This is a genomic window from Cupriavidus lacunae, assembly GCF_003353055.1.
GTDB classification, from domain to species: domain Bacteria; phylum Pseudomonadota; class Gammaproteobacteria; order Burkholderiales; family Burkholderiaceae; genus Cupriavidus; species Cupriavidus lacunae.
On sequence record NZ_QKWJ01000001.1, the window covers coordinates 143712 to 164805 of the forward strand.

Consider the following 21094-nt stretch of genomic DNA (forward strand, 5'->3'; position numbering starts at 1 on the left):
ACCATCATGACATTGCTTCCGACACAAGACTTCCAGGGCCAGCAGCTGGTGCGGATCGGCCACGCCGACAGCTACCTGCTGCTCGCTCCGCAACACGGCGGGCGGCTGGTGCGCTGGGTGCACCGCGGCCAAGACATCCTGTATTGGCCCGACGCCGCCGATTGGTCCCGGCCGGCCAAGGTCCGCGGCGGCAACCCGCTGCTGTTTCCGTTTATCGGACGGCATTTTGTCGATGGCAACCCGGGGCACTGGCGCGACGGTCAAGGGACGATGCACACGCTGGCGCAGCACGGCTTTGCACGCGACCTGCCTTTTGAAGTCACCGCTATCGACGCGCAAGCCGCGATCACGATGACGCTGCGCGACAGCGATGCCACGCGCGCCGGCTATCCGTTTGCATTCGCCTTCGACGCCGTCTACGCCTTGCTGCCCGACGGCCTCGAAGTCACGCTGCGCACCACCAATACCGGCACGCAGCGCCTGCCCTGCTATCCCGGCCACCACTTCTATTTCGCGCTGCCGCACGCGCAGCGCGCCGCGACGTCACTGGCGCTGCCCGGCACCGACCGCATGCGGCAGCAGCCTGATGGCAGCCCCGGGCCCGCGGAGCCCGGCGAGACCACGTACCAGCTGGACGATCCCCGGCTGCAGGACACCTTCCATGTCTTCCACGACCGCCCGGCAGCGGTGCTGGCGATGCCGGGTCGCCGCATCACGTTCGAACTCGACCTCCCCGGCAGCGCGCCCTGGCATGCCGTGACCACGTGGTCCGAGGCCGAAACCTCCGACTTCTATTGCGTGGAGCCGTGGGTGGGCCTGCCCGATGCCATCCGCCACGGGCACGGGCTGCGCTGGATCGAGCCAGGGCAATCGGAAAGCGCAGTGTGCCGGCTGCGGGGTAGCGGCCTGAATCAGCGCTCGCGCTCAGTGCTCGAAATCCAGCCCGCCGATCAGGATCTGCGGGTCAGCCTGCGATAGCGTACGGAAATCGATCCCGCGCGGCTCCTGCCAGGCACGCAGCTTGGATGGCAGCGCCGTCAGGTAGCCGGCAAAGCGCGCGTCGCCACCGGCCGCGAACAGCCGCTGGACCTCCAGCCCGTCCCACGCCAGCGTGATATCGAGCGCATACGGATGGCGCCGCAGGTCTGGCGGCCCATCTCCCGTCATGCGCAAGCGCGCCGGCCGGCCAGAGGTTTCCGCAGGCAGGGTGTGGAGTTGCACGCGCCGGTCGTGCTGGCCGATCGCGGCAACAATGCGCGGCAGGTATTCGGCTTCAAAGCGGGCGAAGAAATCGGTGGCCAAGGTGGGGGCGTCCTGACGTTGCGAAGGGCGATGGCGGCACACTGCCGTGCGCCATCGTGCCAGCAACTATACGCCGCGGGTCACGCGCAGCGGTAGACCCCGAAACCCAGCCCCGGCGACAGCACCTCGGTCTGCCCTTCCTGCAGCGTCACCGGCTGCAGGCTGCCATTGGCCATCGACTCCGCCGTGAACTCGGCGATATTGCGCAGGCGCGCCGCCGGGATGCCCAGCGCGCTGAGGCGCGGTTCCAGGTCCGCCGCGATGTCCGCCGCCACCGCGCCCGCGATCGCCCGCTTGAGCGCGGCCGGATCCAGCGAGCGCACGAAGGCGGGCAAGGCGCCGGCATCCAGCGGCGCCTCGAACAAGGCCGGATCGTGTGCAAGCCCGCCCAGCCCGAGCGCCCCGAGCAGCGCCAGCAACTGCTTCGGCGTATTCGCCCCGATCGCCAGCCAGCCATCCTGCGTACGGAAGAAATCGGCCGACGGGCTGCCCGAATAGCCCTGGTTTCCCTGCCGCGCCGGCACGCCGCCGGTGGTCATGGCATCGCAGGTTATCGGATACATCAGCTGCAGGCCGGCCGTGGCCATCGAGACGTCGAGCAGCATGCCGCGCCCGCTGCGCTCGCTCTCGCGCACGCCAGCCAGGATGGCAAAGGCGGCCAGCATGCCGGTGGCGGAGTCGATCACCGGGAAGCCGGTTTTCATCGGCGGATCGCCCTCGGTGCCGCCCATCCAGGCCATGCCGGTGGCGGCCTGCACCACGTGATCATAGGCCGGCCGGCCGTGCCACTGCGCCGCGCCGCGGCCAAAGCCCGAGATGCTGCAATAGACCACGCGCGGATTGCGCGCGCGCACCGCCTCGTAGCCCAGCCCGAAACGCTCCAGCACACCGGGCCGCAGGTTGTCGACAAAGACGTCGCAGCGGCTGGCCAGTTCCAGCGCGTGTTCGCGCCCGGCGTCATCGGACAGGTCCAGCGCCAGCGACGACTTGCCGGCATTGAGCGCGACAAAGGCGGCATGGCCCTTGCCCGCGCGGCGCATCACATCGCCGCCGCCCGCGTTCTCGACCTTGGTGACCTGCGCGCCCAGTTGCGCCAGCAGGAAGGTGGCAAACGGCCCGGCGATCACGTGCGAAAAATCCAGCACGCTGATGCCGGCCAGCGGCGCGAAGCCTGCTTGTGTGGCGAGGGTCATGGAATGGCCTATTCGATAGTGATGCGGTTCTTGTCGATGACCTGGCGCATGCGGGTGGTCTCATCGGCCACCAGCCGCGAGAAGGCTTCGGGCGTAGGCGTCGGCGCGAGTACGGCGCCCATCTCGGCATAGAGCCGGCGCAGGCCGGGGTCGCCCAGCGCCTGCATTACCGCGGCATGCAGGCGCGCCACGATCGGCGCGGGCAGCCGCGGCGGCGCCCAGATGCCGCTCCAGGCATCGAGATCGAGATCCTTGCGGCCCAGCGCCTCATTCAGCGTGGGCACCTGCGGCAGCACCGCGGCGCGGCTGGCCGACGTCACCGCCAGCGCCCGCACCTTGCCACCGGATATTTGCGGAATCGCTGTTGCCGCCACCGGGAAGCCGAACTGCGTGTCGCCCTTGACCAGCGCCGGCACGATCTCGACCGAGCCCTTGTACGGCACATGCACCACGTCGATGCCCATGGCTGACGCAAACGCCGCACCCGACACATGCGCCGCAGAGCCGATCCCGCCCGAGGCGTAGTTCAGCGCGCCCGGCGCGCGCCGTGCCGCGGCAACCAGGTCGGCCACGGTCCGATAGGGCGAGCTGGCGCTGACCACCAGCACCGCCGGGCTGACGCCGACGCGGATGATGTGGGTGAACGCCATCGGATCGAACTTCGCGCCGGGCTGCAGCAACTTCTGCGTGACATGGGTGGAAGCCCCCAGCATCAGCGTGTAGCCGTCCGCAGGCTGCTGCGCGACGAACTCGGCGGCCAGGATGCCGCCGGCGCCGACCTTGTTCTCGACCACCACCGGCTGGCCAAGCTCGCGCGCCAGCACCTCGGCCAGCTTGCGGGTCTGGATATCCGGCCCGCCGCCGGCGGCGTAGGGCACCACCAGCCGGACCGGCCGGCTCGGATAGGGGCTGGCCGCCCGGGCCCTGCCCAGCGCGGCAGCGGCCGGCAGCGCCAGCAGGGACTTCAGCAGCAGGCGGCGCCCGACATTGGCATGCATCGCATGTCTCCTCCATGGTTTGCCCCGATTGTCCGGCGCCTGGCCATTCGAAACAATTATCCAGTTTCGATGAAGCCATCACGTTTTGTTATGAGTCCTTCCTCCCTCGCGCGTGCGAGCGCCGCCACGCCTTCGCCCAACCGGATCGACCGGCTGCGCATCCGCCACCTGCGCCTGCTCGACCTGGTGGCACGCAGCGGCTCGCTGACCGCGGCCGGCGAGGCGCTGCACATCAGCCAGCCCGCCGTCACCAAGATGCTGCAGGAACTGGAGCACGCCTTCGGCTGCAGGCTGATTGAACGCACCACGCGCGGCGGCCGGCTGAGCCCCGCGGGCGAGCGCGCGCTGGAGCGGCTGCGCGTGGTGCTGGGCGCGATCGACGCCGCCGGCGAGGCGCTGCTGGCGCGCCCCGAGGTGCCGCTGGTCCGCCTCGGCATGCTGCCGCTGGTGGGTGTGGACGTGCTGCCGCAGGCAGTCGCGCTGCTGCACGCCCGGGGCACGCTGCCGCGCCTGGCCGTGCGCGAACATACCGTCGGCGGGCTCACCACGATGCTGTGCGAAGGCGAGCTCGACTGCATCGTGAGCCGGCTTCAGAAAGACGACACCGACCAGCTCAAGGCCAGAGCCCACATCACGCCCTTGCGCAACGAGTACCTGGCCGTGGTCTGCGCCCCCGGCCACCCACTGGCGCGGCGACGCGAAGTCGCGCTGGCGGACCTGCACGAAGGCCCCTGGATCCTGCCGCCGCGCGGCACCCACACGCGCGACGTATTCGAGCAGCCCTTCCTCGACAGCGGCCAGCTGCCGCCGGTGCCGCATATCGAATCGGCCTCGTTCCACAGCAACCTGGCCATGACCGCCGCCGGCGGCTTCCTGACGGTGGCGCCGGCCACGGCGCTGGCCCACTACCCGGCCATGTCGATGGTGCGGGAAGTGCGGCTGCGCACGCCTTTTGCCTCGGGCCAGCTGGTCTTCATCACCCCGGCGGAGATCGAGGCGCCGCCGGCCGTGATCCGGCTGCGTGAAGCCATGGAAGCGGTGACAAGGCAGGACGCAGGCGTATCGCCGGCACGGGCGCGGCGCCGCTGACCCGCCATATCGGGACGGGGTACGTCAGTTCACTGGTGAACTTCGCAAACCAGAGCGGCACACCGCGACGCAACTGCCGGCCCTTCGCCGTTAGTACGGGTCGGCTGCCGCGCTCCGCCTGGCCGCATCCTGCTGCGCATCGAAGGTCGCAATATCGTCGCGGGCCTTGGACAGGCCATAGTCCAGCGCGGATTCGACCGTGGGGAACAGCGTGGTGCCAACGTTCAGCTCATACGAGCACACAGTCGGGAAGTTCGGACGGACCGGCGCGCCGTCGGTCCTGGCGATGGTGTATCGCACGGCGTAGCCCACGGCACCGGAGGGATCCCCAGGGCCAGGCTTCTGCTCGGCGTCGATCGATACCCGATACTTTCCGATAACGGCTTCCTTGTGCATGGCTTCTCCTGTCCGCGGCAACAACGCCCGCGCGGCGGCGGCGCAAGGCCGCCGCCTGCCAAGTATAGGTCCGGGGCCCCGTCTCCCCTGCCGACGCCCTGTGGGGCGGCGCTGCGCGCACTACACTGGCAATGTCAGCCCATCATCTCCGGACCCTGGGGAACCGGTCTCTCTTCCCCGGCCGTCGCCGTTACCTACCGCCCGATGAACCGACTCAGGTACGCAGTCAGCCTGTCCTACGAGGTCCTGGACCCCATGGCGGACTTCCTGCTTAATATCGAAGCCGCCTGCACGGCCCGGCAGACGGTCGTCTCGGAGCAGCTGACGCTGCCGCCCGGCCTCGATGTCGACCGCTACACCGATCCGGTGCTGGCCAACCGGCTGCTCCGGCTGCGTGCCCCCCAAGGCCGCCTGGCCATCCGCTATGACGCGGTCGTCGACATCGATCATCACCTGGAGGACGGCGACAAGCTCGAGGAAATACCCGTCGCCGAACTGCCCGTCGAGGTCCTGCCCTACCTGGCGCCAAGCCGGTACTGCGAATCCGACCGCCTGATGGAATTTGCCAGCCGGGAGTTCGGCGGCATGCAGCGCGGCTATGCACGCGTGTATGCCATCCGCGAGTGGGTACGCAATCACGTGCGCTTCCTGTCGCGCTCCACCAACGAACGCACCTCGGCGGCCGACACCGTCGTGGAGCGCACCGGGGTCTGCCGGGACTTCGCCCACCTGATGATCGCCCTGTGCCGCGCACTCAGCATTCCGGCGCGCATGTCCAGCAGCCTCGACTATGGCGCGGATATCCGCATGGGGGCGCCGGACTTCCACGCCGTAGTGGAGATCTACCTGTCGCACCAGTGGTACCTGCTCGATCCGTCGGGCATCTCGATCCCCACCGGCCTGCTTCGCATCGGCACCGGCCGGGATGCCGCGGACATACCGTTTGCGGCCATCTTCGGCCAGGTCAGGTCGGATCGGCCTTTGGTGGAAATTGAGCCGCTGACTGATGCGGCGGCCGGAATCGGGATGCCGGTGTTTACGCCGAAGGCGATATCGACGTGGTAGCCGGCGAGTGGCTTTAGTGCCGATATAGGCACTTGTCTCGCGCAGGCGGAAGCTGGCCGCTTGCGTCCGAACCGCAAATCCGCATAGAATCGCAGGTTCGCGGGCGTCGTATAATGGCTATTACCTTAGCTTCCCAAGCTAAAGACGTGGGTTCGATTCCCATCGCCCGCTCCAACGCATGTTAATGCGGCCTGATTCGCTACGAATTGGGCACCAATAGGGCAGTGACACGCAGGACACCACGAAAACGTGGACCATATGGCCGCCAGACTAAGGAATCACCGCCTCCGCCCCGGCCGTTTCTGCCTTGCCCCCAAAATTGACACCTCTCCGCTGACGTGAGACTGCTGGAACTGTCCCACGCTGCCGGATGACTATCCGAGGTCGCCAAGTGCCGCTGAGCTCACAGAAAGACTCTCTTCCCCCCTGCAACCAAAACCCGGTTCATGTCGCCTTTGGCGTGGACGCTGGTTATTATCGTGGCATGGGCGTCACCATCACATCCATCGTGGAAAATAATCCCGGGATGTGCTTTGTCTTTCATGTTTTCGCGTTCTCGATTACCCCCGATATCAGGCAAAAGCTGCAGCAACTGCAGGAGCGGCACAGCATTACCGTTCAACTGCACCTTCTCGATACCGAAGTGCTGCAGGAGTTCAAACAGTTCCCTTGTTTTGGCCAGCATTCACTCGGCACCTTTATTCGGCTGCTAATCCCGGATAACCTGAATGGCATCACAGATAAGGTTCTGTACCTGGATGCTGATCTGCTTTGCTTCGGCAACCTCTCCGAACTACTCGCGATTGATATTTCGGACCACATAGCCGCGGCCGTCGCCGATGAAAAAGACACTACGGTTCGGACTCAAATCCCAGCACTGGGTCTAAAACACGGACACTATTTTAACGCTGGCGTGATGTATATAAATATTCAGAACTGGATCGCCGCAGGCATACAAGAATCAGCACTGAAGAGCCTTACGACACAAAATCTGCGTTTTGCCGACCAAGATGCGCTTAATATCGCGCTCGATGGGCACGTGAAGTATATCGATGAAAGATGGAACTATCGTTATCATCTCGTCGATTACCTCAGCAAAGGCGAAACCAAGCTGGATGTACCTCAGGCATTTGTTCTGATGCACTTCACCGGGCCGGTCAAACCATGGCACACCTGGTGCCTGCATGACATAAAGCAATTGTTTACGGACATCCAGTCTCGGTCGCCATGGGCAGAGATTCCGCTCGACGGGCCGAAAACCACAAGAGAGTTGAAATTATTCTCAAAATTTCTCATCCTCCAGAACCGCATCCTGGAGGGAGTTTACTGGCATTGCCGGTACTTGGGATCGAGGCTGAGACAGAACCTGCGATAAGCTTGACTGCAGGGCTTGAAATAGCAGTTGATGCGTCACGTGCGGTCCCGATGGCCCAATGCGGGGTCAGCAGGACCTTGACCTCAAATGCTTCTCATGTATTAGCTTTGGTTTCGGGAAGAATAGGATAAATCTTGCGCTATTTTCAAGGGCTCATCGCAACAGCACTGGCCTCTTTTTATATTCTGGCACTGTTTGCTGATCGAGCGGCAGGTGTTATCTATGGCATCATAATCGCTCTCGGCCTTGCCGCATTAATATTCCACTGGAAGTCCAACACCGCATTGCTGGGCGGACTCATGCGCCGGTATTGGCCCTTAGCTTTAGCCATGGCTTCGCCAATGCTCGCCGTCATCGCCAATGAACTTTCCAGAGGCCAATTCTCCAGCCGGAGTATCGACGCGCCGTCGCGGCTCGCGCTCTTCATGCTAGCATTCTGGGCAACTTCACTAGTACCACTGTCCCATCTGCGAAAATTACAATGGGCATTCGTTGCGGGAACTTTCATTTGCGCGATAAAAATCTACCGACTCACTCATGGCGGCGAAGTGAGATATTTGACGGACTTCATTCCCATCACAATCTTCATTGAATTGGGGATGTTGCTCGGCGTCTTCGCGTTATTCTCAATTGCCTGGAACTCACAGAACAAGAAAGGATTTGTCCTTCTCAAGCTGCTGGCGGCGGCGGCCATCCTCTGTGGCAGCTACATTTCCCAGTCGCGTGGCGCGTGGATCACGATACCAATATTTCTTGGAATCGCCTTGATATCAAGCAGATCCATACAGATTGGGCGAAAGCTAGCTCTGGTAACGGCGGCGACGCTTGTACTTGTGGTCGGTATGAGTCATGCCAAGCTGGTAATGGACCGCATATATCAGGCCCAAAGAGATGTCCAGCAATACGTCGATCACACCAATATCGACACCTCGATCGGCATGCGGTTCCAAATATGGCAAGGCTCCTTTGTAATTTTCAGGGAACATCCGATTTTTGGTGTGGGAGTCGACAAATATCGAGACGCCCTAAAGGAGCTTGCGGAGCGCAAAATCATTTCCCAGGAAACATCTACATTTGCACATTCGCACAACGAATTCATGTTTAACGCAGCCAGGCTGGGCTTGCTCGGACTCGCCGCACTGCTGGCAGTATATCTAGTGCCAGCATATTATTTTTCACGCGACCTCAGGCATACTGACAGGGAAGTCCGGAGCGTGGCTTGCATGGGCCTCTCGCTAATCACTGGCATATTCGTCTTGGGCTTGACGGACGTGGTTTTTCTCTGGTGGGAGGTCTTCCCGTTCTATGCGATCAGCATTGCCACCTTCATCGTCTACATGGACAAGCGCAAAGACGCGGCGAGTTCATCCGGGCTAGACAGTGGTACCCTGTCGTCAGTGAGGTAGAATCACTTTCAATGTTAGCGAAGCGTTACCCTCGAACTAGAGTGAGCGCTTCAGTTCCGAATCACAACATCGCGCTGTGATGTGGGTCTGCTCGATTCCCATCGCCCGCTCCACTTCCAGTCGAGACAAGCCGCCTTTGCCACCGTTACGGTGATCTGCCCGGCGGCTTTTTTGTTGCCATGCTTCCCCAAGACCCCAGCACCGAACCGACGCCGGCCGACGCCGCTGCGCCGGTAGACAGCGCCGACGCACCAGCGGCCGCTCCCTCTCCTGCCGATCCCGAAGGCGTTGCGCATCCGCGCCGGATCCGATCGTTCGTGCGCCGCGCGGGACGGACTTCGACCGGGCAGCAGCGCGCCATCGACGAAGTCGGACCTCGCATGATGGTGCCTTACGCGCCACAGCCGCTGGACTGGGAAGCGACGTTTGGCCGCCAGGCGCCGTCGATCCTGGAAATCGGCTTCGGCATGGGCGAGACCACGGCGCATATTGCCGGCCTGCGCCCGCAGGACAACTTCCTGGGCTGCGAGGTGCATGAGCCCGGCGTGGGCGCGCTGCTCAAGCTGATCGACGAGCGCGGCCTGGGCAATGTGCGGATCCTCCAGCACGATGCGGTGGAAGTGATCGCCCATATGCTGACCGATGACTGCCTGGACGGCGTGCATATCTACTTCCCCGACCCCTGGCATAAAAAGCGCCACAACAAGCGCCGGCTGGTGCAGCCGCCGCTGGTGAAGGTGCTGGCCGCGCGCCTGAAGCCGGGCGGCTATATCCACTGCGCGACCGACTGGGAAGAGTACGCGCACCAGATGGTGGAAGTGCTGTCGGGCGAGCCGCTGCTGGAGAACACGTCTACTGCCCCGGGCGGTTTTGCCGAGCGGCCGGATTACCGGCCAGTGACCAAGTTCGAGCGGCGCGGCGTGCGGCTCGGGCACGGCGTGTGGGATGTGATCTTCCGCAAGCGCGCCTGAGCGCTGGCGGCGGAAAAGCAAAAAGGCGTGGCCGCGGCCACGCCTTTTTTGTTGCCTGCGGCGAACCCGCTCAGGCGTGCCAGGACACCAGGCCGGAGTATGCGGTCACTAGCACCACGATGCCAAAGGCAATGCGGTACCAGGCAAACGGCTTGAAGTCATGCGTGGCGATGAAACGCAGCAACCAGCGCACGCACAGGAAGGCGGACAGGAAGGCAAAGACGAAGCCGACCGCGAAGATGCCGAGGTCGTCGGCGCTCAGCAGCGCGCGTGCCTTGTACAGCTCATAGACGGTCGCACCAAAGATCACCGGGATCGCCAGGAAGAACGAAAACTCGGTGGCCACCTGCCGCGACAACCCGAACAGCATGCCGCCGATGATGGTGGCGCCGGAGCGCGAGGTGCCGGGCACCAGCGCGAAGCACTGCGCCAGGCCGACCTTGAGCGCGTCGCGCCAGTTCAGGTCGTCGACCGATTCAATGCGCGGCGCGCCGGCCTTGGCGGCTTCCAGCAGCGCATTGCCCCGCGGATGCGAGACCGTGCCGCGGCGTGCATCGCGCCATTCGGCCAGCAGGATCACCACGCCGCCGACAATGAAGGCCATTGCCACCGTGATCGGGTTGAACAGGTGGGACTTAATCCATTTGCCGAAGATCAGCGCCAGCACGATGGCCGGCACCGAGGCGACGATGACGTTGACTGCGAAGCGTTGCGCCAGCGGATCGGAGCCCAGGCCGCGCACCACCTTGCCGATGCGCGCGCGGAATTCCCAGCAGACCGCCAGGATCGCGCCGAACTGGATTACGATCTCGAAGATCTTGCCCTTCTCGTCGTTGAAGTCGAGCAACTGGCCGGCCAGGATCAGGTGCCCGGTGCTGGAGATGGGGAGGAACTCGGTCAGTCCTTCGACGATACCGAGTATCACGGCTTTCAGGGCAAGTGCGATTTCCATGCGGAAGGGAGAGGCGTTGACGTAGGGCCGGTTCAGGGCCGATTGATCTTGACGTTGATGCCGTCAGGCAAAACGGTGATTGTACCGGGCTCCACCTGCATGCCGGCAACCCGCAACTGGTCTTCGCGGAAGGTATAGAGGGGATAGCCCTGCAGCAGTTGCTCGGCCAGGATGCCGCCCAGCGCGTTGAGCTGGCGCGAGAACTGCGCGGGCATGCCCTGCACGTCGAAGCGCTGCACCTCGGGGTCCTGCAGCACCACCGAGCGCGAGGGCTCGTCATAGCGCAGGCCGCTGTCCAGCGCAAAGCGACCGGTCAGGGCCCGGCTGAAGAACAGCTTGTTGTCGATGGTGGCGTCGAACTGCACGTTGACGCGGTTGCGCATCGGGTCCAGCGTCAGCCGCGGGTTGGCCAACTGGATGTCGAACAGCTCCATATAGCGCTTGTTGAACGGGAACTTGCGCTCAAGCGCCGCCTGCAACTGGCTTTGCGAAAAGGTGTACTCATTGCGCCAGGCGCCACAGGCGGCCAGGCCCACGGCCAGCGTGGCCGCGCCAGCCGCGGCGAGCCAGCGCCGTCGGGAAGTCGGGATCATATTGCCTCCGATTGCGGAATAGACGGGTCGCCTGCCAGGCATCAGGTGCGCGGACCGGGCCGCCCGGGCACGGCCTGCGGCGCGGTCAGGATTTCCAGTCGGGTCAGCCAGTGCAGAGCCGCTTCGCGCGAATCGCCGCACATTTCAGCCGACGGCTTCAGGCCGCCGCAGAACGCGGGACGGTCGGGCCTGGCGAACACCGCGCAGCGCATGTCCGGCAGCAGCTGCGCGCACGGCTCGCCCGCCGGCTTGCCGCCAGGCATGCCGGGCAGCGGCGAGGCGATCGACGGGGCGATGCAGCAGGCGCCGCAGCCCGCGCGGCAGGAAAGGTCTGACCGGCAACTCATGACGATGGTTCAGGTTCGGCGGCCGCAGGGGCAGCCCACGCAAAGGAGGCATTGTGCCCGAAGGACCGCTGCCATCCTGTAAGAAAAGGAAAACGCCGTAAGCCGCGCCCGGGTACGACCGGATTAATGAGATCATAAAGGCACATGTGGCAATTTAGCGTCAATGCGGCCTCGGTGTGTTCCCGAGGGTCGCCGGCCTGCGCTTGACCCCCTAATAGGCCTCATCTACATTACTGACCCACAAGTTATTAACTTCCAGGCCAGCCTCCGTGCCCCGCAGTACCCGCAAGACATCCGTGAAAACGCCCGCCGATTCGCACAAGGAGGCCGACGCCCCGCGCTGGAGCCGTCGCAAGGCCGCCCGCCCGCAGGAACTGGTGGCCGCCGCGCTCGACCTCTTCGTGGAGCGCGGTTACGCCGCCACGCGCCTGGAAGACGTGGCCGCGGCCGCCGGCGTGTCCAAGGGCACGGTCTATCTCTACTTTGCCAACAAGGAAGAGCTGTTCAAGTCGGTTGTGCGCGCGAACCTGGTGCCGGCACTGGCGCGCGGCTCCAACCTGGTCGAGGCCTACGCCGGCAGCACGCCCGAGCTCTTGCGCGAACTGTTGCGCGGCTGGTGGGGCCTGATCGGCGCCACGCCAGTGGCGGGCCTGACCAAGCTGATCATGGCCGAATCGGCCAATTTCCCGGACATCGCCCGTTTCTATAACGAGGAAGTGATGGTGCCGGGCGACGAACTGTTCGCCAAGGTGCTGGCCCGCGGCGTGGCGCGCGGCGAATTCCGCGCGATGCCGGCCAACCCGACAACCACGGTGATCTGCGCGCCGCTGGTGTTCCTGATGCTGTGGCAGCGCGCGCTGCGTGCCACGGCCGAAAAGGACATCGACCCCGACAGCTTCCTGGACAGCCTGCTGGATACGCTGCTGTTCGGACTGACCACCGGCGATGCCCGCGAGCGCCCGCTCCCGCCGCAGACCGGCCCCTATATCTGGGAACGCATCCGCGACGACATGCTGGCGCAACGCGCCGCCGCCGACATGGACCGCGACGCCGAGCCCGATTCCCCTGCGCCGCGACCCGACACCTGAACATGAAGCGAAAGACCCTGCTGATCACCGCCGCCTGCATCGCCATCGCGCTGACCGCCACGGCCGCCGTGCGCAAGGCGGGCAGCGCGCGCCAGCTGCAGGCGCCGGCCCAGGCCGCCGCCAACGTGGTGGAATTCCTGCAGACCGACCTGGTCAGCGTGGCGCGCCAGGACCTGCAGGTCTCGCTGCCGCTGTCAGGCGGCCTGCGTGCGCTGAACCAGGCCTCGGTCAAGGCCAAGGTCTCCGGCGAGGTCAAGGAGGTGCTGGTGCGCGAAGGCGAGCCAGTGCGTGCCGGGCAGGTGATCGTGCGCATCGACCCGACCGAATACGAAGCCAAGGTGGCGCAGGCGCGCGGGCAGATGCTGGCCACGCGCGGGCAGTTCGAGAACTCGCGCCAGACCTGGGAGCGCAACCGCGAACTGGTCGGCAAGGGCTTTATCTCCAAGACCGCGTTCGACAAGTACCAGGCCGACCTGGACGTTGCCCGCGCCAACCTCGACGCCGCCCAGGGCGGCCTGGCGGTGGCGCAGAAGGCGCTGTCCGACACCGTGGTCAAGGCGCCGCTGGATGGCATGGTGGCCGCGCGCGCGGTGCAGCCGGGCGAGAAGGTCTCGCCGGATACGCGCCTGGTCGATGTGGTCGACCTGCGCGTGCTGGAACTGGAAGCGCCGATCCCGATGGCGGACGTGGCGCGCGCCGCGGTCGGCCAGCCGGTGGCGCTGGACGTGGAAGGCGCCGGCCGCTTTACCGGCAAGCTGGTGCGCATCAACCCGGCCGTCAGCCAGGGCACGCGCAGCATCATGGTTTATATCCGCGTCGAGAATGCCGACCAGAAGCTGCGCGCCGGCATGTTCGCGCGCGGCGCGCTGGTGCTGGGCGAGCGCGCCGGCGTGGTGGCGGTGCCGTCCTCGGCGGTGCGCACCGAGGGCGAGCGCGCCTTCGTCTATGCCATCGACAAGGACACGCTGGCTGAACGCCCGGTGCAGCTTGGCATCCGCGACGAAGCCAGCGGTATGGTGGAAATCGTCTCCGGGTTGGACGCCGGCGCCGAGATCGTCCGCAACAATCTTGGCACGCTGCGCAGCGGCAGCCAGGTCAAGCGCGTCAAGGCGTAAGGGACCCGCGCCATGTGGTTCACCCGCCTGTCGATCCGCAACCCGGTGCTGGCCACCATGATGATGATGGCCTTCATCGTGGTGGGGCTGTTCTCTTACCAGCGGCTGCCGGTCGACCAGTTCCCCGACATCACCTTCCCGGTGGTGGTGGTGCAGACCGAGTATCCGGGCGCCGCGCCGGAGTCGGTGGAGTCCGACGTCACGCGCAAGGTCGAGGAGATCGTCAACACCATCTCCGGCATCGACGAGATCTTCTCGCACTCCTACCAGGGCACCTCAGTCGTCGTCATCAAGTTCGACCTGAGCGTCGATGTCGGCCAGGCCGCGCAGGACGTGCGCGACAAGATCGCGCTGATCCGCCCGCAGTTCCGCCACGAGGTGAAGGAACCGCGCGTGCTGCGCTATGACCCGTCCGACGCGCCGGTCTTCTATCTCTCGGTCTCGAACGCGCCCGGTGCCAACCGCAGCCAGCGCGAGCTGACCACCATCGCCGACCAGATCGTGCGCAAGCGGCTGGAGACGGTGCGCGGCGTGGGCGCCATCAATATCGCCGGCGGCACCAAGCGCGAGGTCGAGATCCGCATCCGCCCCGCGCAGCTGGAAGCGCTGGGCATCGGCGTGGACCAGGTGATGAACGCCATCCGCAACGAGAACCAGGAACTGCCCGCGGGCGAGCTGCGTTCCTCGGCGACGGAAACGGTGGTGCAGATCAAGGGCCGCGTGCCGACGCCTGACGCATTCCGCCAGATCATCGTGGCGCGCCGCGCCGGCCAGCCGGTCACGCTGGGCGAGATCGCCGACGTGCGCGACGGCCAGGAAGAGCAGGAAAGCCTGGCGCTGCTGGACGGCAAGCGCGCCCTGTTCCTGTCGGTGGTGAAGGCGCAGGGCCAGAACACCGTCGATACCGTCGACGGCCTGGTGCGCATGACCGAAGAAACGCGCAAGCTGGTGCCGGCCGGCGTGCAGCTCAACGTGGTCAACGACACTGCGCGTGGCATCCGCAGCAGCGTCAGGGAAGTGCGATCGACGCTGCTTGAAGGCGCCTTCCTGACGGTGGCGATCGTGTTCCTGTTCCTGGGCTCCTGGCGCAGCACCGTGATTACCGGGCTGACGCTGCCAATCGCGCTGATCGGCACCTTCGGCGTGATGTATATGTGCGGCTTCACGCTGAACGTGATCACGCTGATGGCGCTGTCGCTGTGCGTGGGCCTGCTGATCGACGATGCCATCGTGGTGCGCGAGAACATCGTGCGCCACAACCTGATGGGCAAGGACCACCACGCCGCGGCGCTGGACGGCACCAATGAGATCGGGCTGGCGGTGCTGGCCACCACCTTCTCCATCGTGGCGGTGTTCCTGCCGGTGGGCTTCATGGGCGGCATCATCGGGCGCTTCTTCCACCAGTTCGGCATCACCGTGGTGGCGGCGGTGCTGATCTCGATGTTTGTCTCGTTCACGCTGGACCCGATGCTGTCGTCGGTCTGGCACGACCCGGACCTGCACGGCACCGGCAACAAGACAAGCTGGTACGGACGCACCGTGGGGCGGCTGCTGGACTGGTTCTCGGCAAAGATGGACAAGCTTGGCAACGGCTATGCCGGCATGCTGGGCTGGGCGCTGAAGCACCGCCTGGCCACCGCCATCATCGCCGCCGTGACCTTCTTCGGCAGCTTTGCGCTGGTGCCGCTGATCGGGACGGAATTCGTGCCCAGTGCCGACCTGGGCGAGACCCAGGTCGGCTTCACCACGCCGGTCGGCACCTCCATCGAAGTCACCGAAGCCAAGGTGAGGCAGGTGGAAGCCGCGCTGAAATCCTTCCCGGAAGTGGCCTACACCTACGCCACCATCAACTCGGGCAACGCCTCGGGCCGCAATAATGCGCTGGTGTCGGTGCGGCTGACCGAGCGGCGCTCGCGCCAGCTGTCCACCGCGCAACTCAACCCGCTGATCCGCCAGCGGCTGGCGGGCATTGCCGGCATCACGCTGACCATGGTCGGCATGCCCGACGGTGCCGGCGGCCAGAAGGCGATCCAGGTATCGATCCAGGGCGACGACCTGGACGAACTGCGGCGCCTGTCCAAAGAAGCCAGCGCACGCATGACGGCGATCCGCGGCCTGACCGACCTGGATTCGAGCATGAAGGACGACCGCCCCACCATCGAGGTGCGCATCCGGCGCGAGCTGGCCTCGGACCTGGGCGTGGGCGTCGCACAGATCGGCAACGCCCTGCGCCCGCTGCTGGCCGGCGACGCGATCAGTTCATGGCGCGCGCCCGACGACCAGAACTACGACGTGCGCGTGCGCCTGCCCAGGGACGCGCGCACCGGCATGGCCGACCTGAGCGCGCTGATGATCGCCAGCAGCCAGACCAACGCCGACGGCTCGCCGAAGATGGTGCCGCTGCGCCAGATCGCCGAACTGGTCCCTACCACCGGCGCCAACCAGATCAGCCGGCGCGACCTGAACCGCGAGGTCGAGCTGACCGCCAACGTGGCCGGGCGCTCGGCCGGCGAAGTCGCGCGCGACGTCAAGGCCGCGCTGGACGGCATGGGCTGGCCGGCCGGCTACAAGTACCGCTTCGGCGGCTCGACCAAATCGATGAACGAGTCCTTCGGCTACGCGGTCTCGGCGCTGGCGCTGGCGGTGATCTTCATCTACATGATCCTGGCCTCGCAGTTCGCCAGCTTCTTCCAGCCGATCGCCATCATGACCTCGCTGCCGCTGACGCTGGTCGGCGTGTTCGCGGCGCTGCTGCTGTTCCGCTCGACGCTGAACATGTTCTCGATCATCGGCTTCATCATGCTGATGGGGCTGGTGACCAAGAACGCGATCCTGCTGGTGGACTTCGCCAACCAGGCGCGCCAGGGTCATGTGGATGGTGCCGACGGCCGCCAGCCGCTGTCGCGCGAGGCGGCGCTGGTGGAAGCCGCGCGCGTGCGGCTGCGCCCGATCCTGATGACGACGCTGGCGATGATCTTCGGCATGGTACCGCTGGCCTTCAGCCTGGGCGAAGGCGCCGAGCAGCGCGCGCCGATGGGCCAGACCGTGATCGGCGGGATCATTACCTCGTCGATCCTGACGCTGGTGGTGGTGCCGGTGATCTATACGTATCTTGATGATTTCGGCGCCTGGCTGCGCCGGCGGTGGCAAGGCAAGGCCGCGAGCCCGCCCGCCGCCCGCGAGCAGGCTGCGCCCGGCCAGCATGCGTCACCTGCATCCCCGGAAGGGCCGGCCCCGGCGGAGGCCAGCGCGGAATGAGCCTGACGGCGTCCGCAAGGTTAAAATAGCGGGTTTGATAAGACTGTCCGGCCGTGTCACCGCGCGGCCGGCGCACAGACCGACAGCGGTTGGCATTGGTAAGGAATGGCAAGATGGATCTCGAAAAAGCCCGATTCAACATGATCGAACAGCAAATCCGCCCGTGGGACGTGCTGGACCAGGAAATCCTGGACCTGCTGGCGGTGGTCAAGCGGGAGCAGTTCGTCCCGGCTGCGTACGCCTCGCTGGCGTTCGTCGACATGGAGATTCCGCTGCCCGCCGGGCAGAACATGCTGGCGCCGCGCGTGGAGGCCCGCATCCTGCAGGACCTGGCCGTGCGCAAGCATGAGAACGTGCTGGAAATCGGCGCCGGCTCCGGCTACATGGCCGCCCTGCTGGCCAACCGCGCCCGCCACGTGCTGAGCGTGGACATCGTGCCCGAACTGGTCACACTGGCCCGCACCAACCTGGCCAACGCCGGGGTCACCAACGTCGACGTGGCCGAAGGCAATGCCGCCGACGGCTGGAGCGCCGCCGCGCCCTACGACGTGATCTGCATCTCGGGCTCGCTGCCGGCGATTCCGCAATCGATCCTGTCGCAGGTCAAGGTGGGTGGCCGCATCGCCGCCTTCATCGGCGAGCTGCCGGTGATGGAAGCACGCCTGGTCACGCGTGTGTCCGAGACCGAATACCAGGTCGTCAACCTGTTCGAAACCGCGGTCAAGCCCCTGCAGGGCGCGGCCCGGCCGTCGCAATTCCAGTTCTGAGGACGGAGTCACCATGCAGGTCATCCAAGCGACCGAACTGGCCCAGTGGCTGGCCGACGCCAGCCGCGCCAAGCCGGTCCTGCTCGACGTGCGTGAAGGCTGGGAGGTGCAGACCTGCGCCATGCCCGGCATCACCCACATCCCGATGCGGGACATCCCCGCGCGCGCGGCCGAACTGGACGAAGACGCCGATATCGTCTGCATCTGCCACCACGGCGCACGCAGCATGCAGGTGGCCGCCTACCTGGAGCGCCAGGGTTACGCCAAGGTCTACAACCTGACCGGCGGCGTCCACGCCTGGGCCAGTGAGGTCGACCCGGCCATGCCGAAGTACTGACGCGGCAATCCAGCGCAGTAACACCAAGAAGAAACGACTGTAGGCCGCGCCCCGCGCCCGGCAACCTGGAGCTTTCATGACGTTTGCGCCCAACGCCCAGCCCGGAGTGATCCGGACGCGCCTGGCGATCGCGGTTTCCCTGCTTGCCCCGCTGTTGGCCATGCTGCCCGCGGCACCGGCAAGCGCGGCCGACCTGCTGCAGGTCTACCGCGACGCGCAAGCCAATGACGCGCAGTTTGCGGGCGCGCGTGCGCAGCTGCTGGCCACGCGCGAGAAGCTGCCGCAGGGCCGCGCCGGGCTGCTGCCGCAGGTGGTCGGCACCGCGGGCGCCAACCGCACCAAGCTCGACCAGACGGCATCCTTGCCGATCGGCGGCTCGCCCAGCGCCTCCGGCACGCGCTTCTTCAACAACAACAACTGGCAGCTGCAGCTGAGCCAGCCGCTGTTCCGCTGGGACCGCTGGGAAACTTACAAGCAGGGCGAACTGGCATCGCTGGCGGGCGAAGTCAGCTTCCAGCAGGCCCAGCTCGACCTGATCACGCGCAGCGCGCAAGCTTACTTCGACGTGCTGACGGCGCAGGACAACCTCTACCTGGCGCGCGCGCAGAAGAAGGCCATCTCCGAGCAGCTGGAGCAGGCCAAGCGCAATTTCGAGGTCGGCACCGCCACCATCACCGACACCAACGACGCCCAGGCCCGCTACGACCTGGCCACCTCGACCGAGATCGCCTCGCAGAGCGACCTGGAGATCAAGCGCGCCACGCTGCAACAGATCACCGGCAAACCCGTCGACGAACTGCTCGGCCTGCGTCCCGAAGCCCCCATCCCCGGCCCGCAGCCGCCCGACGTCAACGCCTGGGCCGCGCAGGCCGAGACCAGCAACCCGCAGGTCAGCCTGGCCGGGTACAACCTGGAGACCGCCCAGCGCGAGACCAACAAGGCCAAGGCAGGCCACCTGCCATCGGTCGACCTGGTGGCCTCGTATGGCTTCAACAACCAGACCGGCAGCGCCACGCAGGCAATCTCCACGCACTACAACGCCTCGCAGATCGGCGTGCAGCTGACCATGCCGATCTTCGCCGGCGGCCAGATCCAGTCGCGCGTGCGCGAGACCCTGGCGCTGGCCGACAAGGCCGCCAGCGACCTGGAATTCGCCCGCCGCACCGCCGCGCAGACGGCCCGCCAGACCTACTCCGGCGTATCCAACGGCCTGGCCCAGGTCAAGGCACTGGAAGCCGCCGAACGCTCGGCCACCAGCGCGGTGGAATCCAACCAGCTCGGCTACGAAGTGGGCGTGCGCATCAATATCGATGTGCTGAACGCCGAAGCGCAGCTCTTCCAGACCCGCGCCAACCTGGCCAAGGCGCGCTACGACACCATCATGAACGGGCTGCGGCTGAAGGCCTCAACCGGCGTGCTGCAGGAAAACGACGTGGTGCAGATCAACACCCTGCTGACCTCGTCGCCGGGCGCGCTGTACAAGCTGCCCGCGCCCGCCCAGGCCGGCGCCAGGGCACCCGCAAGCCCGCGAGCCGCAGTCGAGCGGCGCGGCACGCGGCGCGAAGCCGTGGCCACCAGTGCGCCGCGCACCTGATCCGCCAAAGAACGCCGCAATGCAAAACGGGCCGCAACTGCGGCCCGTTGGCATATATGGCGTCGCGCCTTACTTCGCCCGCGTGCGCGATTCCACGTTCAGCAACTGCCAGCGGATCGACGACGCATCCGCCGGCGGATTCGGCACCTGGTATTCGCGCACGCGCAGCTTGTAGGCCACGCCCGGCTCAAAGTCCAGCCCCTCGATCGGGCCGTACCAGAGCTGCCACGGCGCCTGCGGCGATTCACGCCAGCGATAGCACGTCATCTTGCCCACGCCCGAGCACTCCACGCGCTGCGAATCGATATACACGACCTTCTCGATGCCGCCGGCATCCACGCTCGCGCCGCGCTTGCCCACGCCTTCACGCTCGACAAACTGCAGCAGGTCGCCGCCAGCGGTCTTCCAGATGATCTGCCGGCCCGTGCTGCCCGCCGACGGCTGCGTGCCGACGGTTGCGAACGGCGTCTGCATCGCCTTGAGCAGGCTCGATTCCAGTTCCATGCGTGGCGGCGGGCAAGCCATGCGCGTGCTGGCAATGCGATCGAAACGGATGCCGGTATCGGTCTTGCCATAGCTGCCGGTAAAGCGGTTGCAGCCGCTGGTGCCGCTGACCGTGCCCTGCGCGGCATCGATGCCCTCGTTGAACTCGAAAATAATGGGCTGGCCGTTGTCGCCATGCGGGATTTCGCGCAGGGAGCCGTCGGGCTGCTGCCAGCGCACCAGCTCCCAGCGGCTGGGGCCGGAGGGTTGGGTCTGGTTGAGGTTGGTGCCGGCGGAGGGGAGGTCCGGTGCCGACGCGGTGGTGCAGGCACCGAGCGTGCCGGCCAGCAATGCCACTACGGCGCAGCGCGCGAAGCGTTGGACGCAGGTATCACGAGCAAAGGTCAGCATAAGGTTTTGGCTCCTGTAATAGGACATGCGTCACAGTCCGCTGCCATGCATGCCCGGTTCCGGCTTGATTAGAGGCGGCCGCGAGGGCGCAAGTTCAGCGCGGCCAGCGGACAAGATACCCGGAATGTCGGCTAGGCTCCATCCGGCTAAGCAACCCCGCCGACGCCAATCGTGCCGCCCGCTTTGGCAACCACACCTATTTGTGAGAAAGTGGCGATCGAAAATTATTCACACCCCTATGGTGCCCGCCCTTCCGATCGCCAGAGCTTCGGCTGCCTTCAACCCTACACCGACCGTCCCCTCCATCCCCGGCATGAGGCGCGCGATGGCGGATGGCTGCCGTGCGAGACCGGC

The 21094-nt window shown here is 65.8% G+C and carries 20 protein-coding genes and 1 tRNA gene; 13 read left to right on the plus strand and 8 right to left on the minus strand.

What is annotated here, in order from left to right:
• Window positions 1–6: 6 nt before the first annotated feature.
• Window positions 7–978, plus strand: coding sequence for an aldose epimerase family protein (locus tag DN412_RS00675; RefSeq protein ID WP_115012746.1), 972 nt, complete (start codon window positions 7–9; stop codon window positions 976–978).
• Here the strand turns inward: DN412_RS00675 and DN412_RS00680 are convergent.
• The 3 genes from DN412_RS00680 to DN412_RS00690 form a co-directional block, all read right to left on the minus strand.
• Window positions 925–1302, minus strand: a complete 378-nt coding sequence (locus DN412_RS00680; RefSeq protein WP_115012747.1) for a DUF5594 family protein — start codon at window positions 1300–1302, stop codon at window positions 925–927. The two genes, DN412_RS00675 and DN412_RS00680, sit on opposite strands and share 54 nt — an antisense overlap.
• An 80-nt stretch (window positions 1303–1382) precedes the next feature.
• Window positions 1383–2495 carry a CoA transferase gene (locus DN412_RS00685; protein WP_115012748.1) on the minus strand — a complete coding sequence of 371 codons (1113 nt, stop codon included), beginning with the start codon at window positions 2493–2495 and terminating at the stop codon, window positions 1383–1385.
• Window positions 2496–2503: 8 nt separating this feature from the next.
• Window positions 2504–3493 carry a tripartite tricarboxylate transporter substrate binding protein gene (locus tag DN412_RS00690; RefSeq protein WP_115012749.1) on the minus strand — a complete coding sequence of 330 codons (990 nt, stop codon included), beginning with the start codon at window positions 3491–3493 and terminating at the stop codon, window positions 2504–2506.
• A gap of 90 nt (window positions 3494–3583) precedes the next feature.
• Between DN412_RS00690 and DN412_RS00695 the strand changes: the two genes are divergently transcribed.
• Window positions 3584–4582 carry a LysR family transcriptional regulator gene (locus tag DN412_RS00695; protein ID WP_115012750.1) on the plus strand — a complete coding sequence of 333 codons (999 nt, stop codon included), beginning with the start codon at window positions 3584–3586 and terminating at the stop codon, window positions 4580–4582.
• 90 nt (window positions 4583–4672) lie between these two features.
• On the opposite strand, the gene DN412_RS00700 is transcribed toward DN412_RS00695, so the two are convergent.
• The gene (locus tag DN412_RS00700; RefSeq protein ID WP_115012751.1) at window positions 4673–4978 is read right to left on the minus strand and encodes a hypothetical protein; all 306 of its coding nucleotides are present in this window, start codon (window positions 4976–4978) and stop codon (window positions 4673–4675) included.
• Window positions 4979–5182: 204 nt separating this feature from the next.
• On the opposite strand from DN412_RS00700, the gene DN412_RS00705 reads away from it, so the two are divergent.
• From DN412_RS00705 to trmB, 5 genes are all read left to right on the plus strand, one after another.
• Window positions 5183–6043, plus strand: coding sequence for a transglutaminase-like domain-containing protein (locus DN412_RS00705; protein ID WP_115012752.1), 861 nt, complete (start codon window positions 5183–5185; stop codon window positions 6041–6043).
• Window positions 6044–6142: 99 nt separating this feature from the next.
• Window positions 6143–6217: transfer RNA gene (locus DN412_RS00710), tRNA-Gly, on the plus strand.
• Between the two features lie 217 nt (window positions 6218–6434).
• The gene (locus DN412_RS00715) at window positions 6435–7418 is read left to right on the plus strand and encodes a glycosyltransferase family 8 protein (RefSeq protein ID WP_244222525.1); all 984 of its coding nucleotides are present in this window, start codon (window positions 6435–6437) and stop codon (window positions 7416–7418) included.
• A 134-nt stretch (window positions 7419–7552) separates the two neighbouring features.
• Window positions 7553–8824 carry an O-antigen ligase family protein gene (locus DN412_RS00720; RefSeq protein WP_115012754.1) on the plus strand — a complete coding sequence of 424 codons (1272 nt, stop codon included), beginning with the start codon at window positions 7553–7555 and terminating at the stop codon, window positions 8822–8824.
• Between the two features lie 179 nt (window positions 8825–9003).
• Window positions 9004–9795 (plus strand): tRNA (guanosine(46)-N7)-methyltransferase TrmB, encoded by a 792-nt coding sequence (trmB, locus tag DN412_RS00725; protein ID WP_115012755.1) that lies wholly within the window; start codon window positions 9004–9006, stop codon window positions 9793–9795.
• A gap of 70 nt (window positions 9796–9865) precedes the next feature.
• On the opposite strand, the gene DN412_RS00730 is transcribed toward trmB, so the two are convergent.
• From DN412_RS00730 to DN412_RS00740, 3 genes are read right to left on the minus strand one after another with little or no spacing between them, the layout of a single operon-like run.
• A complete protein-coding gene (locus DN412_RS00730) occupies window positions 9866–10747 on the minus strand; it encodes an undecaprenyl-diphosphate phosphatase (protein ID WP_115012756.1) in 882 nt (293 codons plus the stop codon).
• A gap of 32 nt (window positions 10748–10779) precedes the next feature.
• On the minus strand, window positions 10780–11340 hold the full coding sequence (locus DN412_RS00735) for a DUF1439 domain-containing protein (protein ID WP_115012757.1): 561 nt from the start codon (window positions 11338–11340) through the stop codon (window positions 10780–10782).
• 41 nt (window positions 11341–11381) lie between these two features.
• Window positions 11382–11687 (minus strand): YkgJ family cysteine cluster protein, encoded by a 306-nt coding sequence (locus DN412_RS00740; RefSeq protein ID WP_115012758.1) that lies wholly within the window; start codon window positions 11685–11687, stop codon window positions 11382–11384.
• A 269-nt stretch (window positions 11688–11956) separates the two neighbouring features.
• On the opposite strand from DN412_RS00740, the gene DN412_RS00745 reads away from it, so the two are divergent.
• From DN412_RS00745 to DN412_RS00770, 6 genes are all read left to right on the plus strand, one after another.
• A complete protein-coding gene (locus DN412_RS00745) occupies window positions 11957–12775 on the plus strand; it encodes a TetR/AcrR family transcriptional regulator (protein WP_115012759.1) in 819 nt (272 codons plus the stop codon).
• Between the two features lie 2 nt (window positions 12776–12777).
• On the plus strand, window positions 12778–13890 hold the full coding sequence (locus DN412_RS00750; protein ID WP_115012760.1) for an efflux RND transporter periplasmic adaptor subunit: 1113 nt from the start codon (window positions 12778–12780) through the stop codon (window positions 13888–13890).
• A gap of 12 nt (window positions 13891–13902) precedes the next feature.
• Window positions 13903–17148: an efflux RND transporter permease subunit gene (locus DN412_RS00755; RefSeq protein WP_115012761.1), complete on the plus strand. Its 3246-nt coding sequence runs from the start codon at window positions 13903–13905 to the stop codon at window positions 17146–17148.
• A 113-nt stretch (window positions 17149–17261) separates the two neighbouring features.
• Window positions 17262–17915: a protein-L-isoaspartate O-methyltransferase family protein gene (locus tag DN412_RS00760; RefSeq protein WP_115012762.1), complete on the plus strand. Its 654-nt coding sequence runs from the start codon at window positions 17262–17264 to the stop codon at window positions 17913–17915.
• A 13-nt stretch (window positions 17916–17928) separates the two neighbouring features.
• On the plus strand, window positions 17929–18252 hold the full coding sequence (locus DN412_RS00765) for a rhodanese-like domain-containing protein (RefSeq protein WP_115012763.1): 324 nt from the start codon (window positions 17929–17931) through the stop codon (window positions 18250–18252).
• Between the two features lie 76 nt (window positions 18253–18328).
• Window positions 18329–19846 carry a TolC family outer membrane protein gene (locus DN412_RS00770; RefSeq protein WP_115012764.1) on the plus strand — a complete coding sequence of 506 codons (1518 nt, stop codon included), beginning with the start codon at window positions 18329–18331 and terminating at the stop codon, window positions 19844–19846.
• 69 nt (window positions 19847–19915) lie between these two features.
• Here the strand turns inward: DN412_RS00770 and DN412_RS00775 are convergent, their stop codons facing one another.
• Entirely contained in the window at window positions 19916–20740 is an 825-nt protein-coding gene (locus DN412_RS00775; RefSeq protein ID WP_115012765.1) for an META and DUF4377 domain-containing protein, read from the minus strand.
• Window positions 20741–21094 lie beyond the last annotated feature (354 nt).

Excerpts from the sequence above, each read along its gene's own strand:
- DN412_RS00755 (WP_115012761.1), top strand. The coding sequence starts at position 13,903 with ATGTGGTTCACCCGCCTGTCGATCCGCAACCCGGTGCTGGCCACCATG.
- DN412_RS00730 (WP_115012756.1), bottom strand. The coding sequence starts at position 10,747 with ATGGAAATCGCACTTGCCCTGAAAGCCGTGATACTCGGTATCGTCGAA.
- DN412_RS00775 (WP_115012765.1), bottom strand. The coding sequence starts at position 20,740 with ATGCTGACCTTTGCTCGTGATACCTGCGTCCAACGCTTCGCGCGCTGC.
- DN412_RS00685 (WP_115012748.1), bottom strand. The coding sequence starts at position 2,495 with ATGACCCTCGCCACACAAGCAGGCTTCGCGCCGCTGGCCGGCATCAGC.
- DN412_RS00760 (WP_115012762.1), top strand. The coding sequence starts at position 17,262 with ATGGATCTCGAAAAAGCCCGATTCAACATGATCGAACAGCAAATCCGC.
- DN412_RS00675 (WP_115012746.1), top strand. The coding sequence starts at position 7 with ATGACATTGCTTCCGACACAAGACTTCCAGGGCCAGCAGCTGGTGCGG.
- DN412_RS00770 (WP_115012764.1), top strand. The coding sequence starts at position 18,329 with ATGACGTTTGCGCCCAACGCCCAGCCCGGAGTGATCCGGACGCGCCTG.
- DN412_RS00690 (WP_115012749.1), bottom strand. The coding sequence starts at position 3,493 with ATGCATGCCAATGTCGGGCGCCGCCTGCTGCTGAAGTCCCTGCTGGCG.
- DN412_RS00765 (WP_115012763.1), top strand. The coding sequence starts at position 17,929 with ATGCAGGTCATCCAAGCGACCGAACTGGCCCAGTGGCTGGCCGACGCC.
- DN412_RS00705 (WP_115012752.1), top strand. The coding sequence starts at position 5,183 with ATGAACCGACTCAGGTACGCAGTCAGCCTGTCCTACGAGGTCCTGGAC.
- DN412_RS00700 (WP_115012751.1), bottom strand. The coding sequence starts at position 4,978 with ATGCACAAGGAAGCCGTTATCGGAAAGTATCGGGTATCGATCGACGCC.
- DN412_RS00750 (WP_115012760.1), top strand. The coding sequence starts at position 12,778 with ATGAAGCGAAAGACCCTGCTGATCACCGCCGCCTGCATCGCCATCGCG.
- trmB (WP_115012755.1), top strand. The coding sequence starts at position 9,004 with ATGCTTCCCCAAGACCCCAGCACCGAACCGACGCCGGCCGACGCCGCT.
- DN412_RS00695 (WP_115012750.1), top strand. The coding sequence starts at position 3,584 with ATGAGTCCTTCCTCCCTCGCGCGTGCGAGCGCCGCCACGCCTTCGCCC.
- DN412_RS00740 (WP_115012758.1), bottom strand. The coding sequence starts at position 11,687 with ATGAGTTGCCGGTCAGACCTTTCCTGCCGCGCGGGCTGCGGCGCCTGC.
- DN412_RS00735 (WP_115012757.1), bottom strand. The coding sequence starts at position 11,340 with ATGATCCCGACTTCCCGACGGCGCTGGCTCGCCGCGGCTGGCGCGGCC.